This is a genomic window from Collinsella aerofaciens (genome assembly GCF_902501475.1).
Classification (GTDB): Bacteria; Actinomycetota; Coriobacteriia; order Coriobacteriales; family Coriobacteriaceae; genus Collinsella; species Collinsella aerofaciens_AL.
Map to the genome: position 1 here is coordinate 1 of NZ_CABWIF010000040.1, position 1536 is coordinate 1536.

Genomic DNA, 1536 nt, shown 5'->3' on the forward strand with positions numbered 1-1536 from the left:
TCGCTCATATGACCCAATCCGCTGTCAAGAGCCACAATGGCCCCGCCGACCGCTTGCAATCGGTCGGCGGGGCCTGCCGTTAACCCGTCCCGGTCCGCCCCCGGCATGTCATCGACGCCTTCGGCTCAGTCTCATATCCGCGGATACCGTTCTGCCGGCCCGCACTCCATTCCTTCGGCGGGGTCCCCCAAGTCTGTCGAGGCGCATGCGGAGGGCTCCGCGCGCACAGCGAAATAGGGGGTATCCCCGAAGGCCGCCCGGCTCGCCGGGACGGGGGCTATGTCTATTCCGCGCCCTCCCGGCACATCATGCCGAGGGCCCAGAGCCACCTCACGAGCTCGGCCGCGGTGGCCGCGTTGGCCTTCGCCGCGGGCATGCCGCGGGCGAGCATCTCCTCGCGCCGCCGCAGGAGCCGCTCGGACCCCTTCCTCCCGTGCATCCTTATCTCGAGGGGCACGCCCGTGTCCCTCGGCATGAGCTTCGGCTGGTGCCGTGCCGCGGCGTAGCACCATGAGCCCTCAACGGCCAGCTTCCTCACGAGCGCGTTGCCCGCGCCGCTGATGCCTCCGAGCCGCACGGAGTCGCCACTCGACCTCTGACTCGGCGCGAGGCCGAAATAGGCCGTGACCTGCCTTCCGGAACGGAACCTCGTGAAGTCGCCGACCTCGGCCGAGAAGGCTGCGGCCAGCGCGAAGGCGCAGCCCTTGATCGACTGGAGGGCGGCCACCTCCGCGGCGATCGGGCTGGCATCCACGGCGGCCCTGTACTCGGAGAGCAGGTCCGCCCGGGCCTCCGCCGCGGCCTCGACCTCGTTCCTCAGGGCGGCGAGCGTCCGAACCCCGCCATCGTCCTCCGGCCTGACCTTGTCGAGCCACCTCAGGAAGTCGTAGGTCCAGTACTTCCTCGGGTTGCCGGCGGGCGTGGTGCCGCCGTAGACGAACCCCCGCTTTGCGAGGAAGGCGAGCAGCCGCTGCTTGGCGGTCGCCAGGCGCGCGGTCGCCCCGCCGTAGGCGCCGGCGAGGTCCCTGATGCCTTCGACCTCGGGGGAGGGGACCCATACGGGGGAGATGTCGTGGGCGAGTATCGCCTTGGCCATCCTGGCGGCGTCGTTCCTGTCGTTCTTGGAGGCCGAGTCGGCGGTCGACCTGGGGATCTTCGAGACCGCGGCGACGACGCACTCGACGCCGAGCCCGGCGAGCTCCCTTTGCGGGGCGAAGCCGAGGTAGCCGCTCTCGTAGGCCGCGAGCGACGGCCCGGGGAACCCATCCATCCACCCGGCGATCTCGCCCCAGGGGTTGCCGGGGAACCTCCTCGTCACGGCCTCGCCGGTGTCCGCGTCGAGGGCGCAGACGGTGGTCGACCTCAGGTGGACGTCCATCCCGAACGCGGTAGAATACTTTGGCATGGGAGCCTCCCAACCTCGTTGCGGCGCGGCTGCGCCTATGGCACTTCAACATCATTGTCGCAGCCCCGACCCGCGGTCACGAGCGGGGGCTCCTATCTTTTTAGTGCCCTCGGATTGGGTCATAGTGTCTG

General features: G+C 69.7%; 1 protein-coding gene. It reads right to left on the bottom strand.

The features are described 5' to 3' along the window. Window positions 1-283: 283 nt before the first annotated feature. Window positions 284-1405: an IS110 family RNA-guided transposase gene (locus GDJ93_RS07205; protein WP_152068278.1), complete on the bottom strand. Its 1122-nt coding sequence runs from the start codon at window positions 1403-1405 to the stop codon at window positions 284-286. Window positions 1406-1536 lie beyond the last annotated feature (131 nt).

What these genes read in the sequence shown, in the direction of transcription:
- GDJ93_RS07205 (WP_152068278.1), bottom strand. Translation starts at nt 1,405, where the DNA reads ATGCCAAAGTATTCTACCGCGTTCGGGATGGACGTCCACCTGAGGTCG.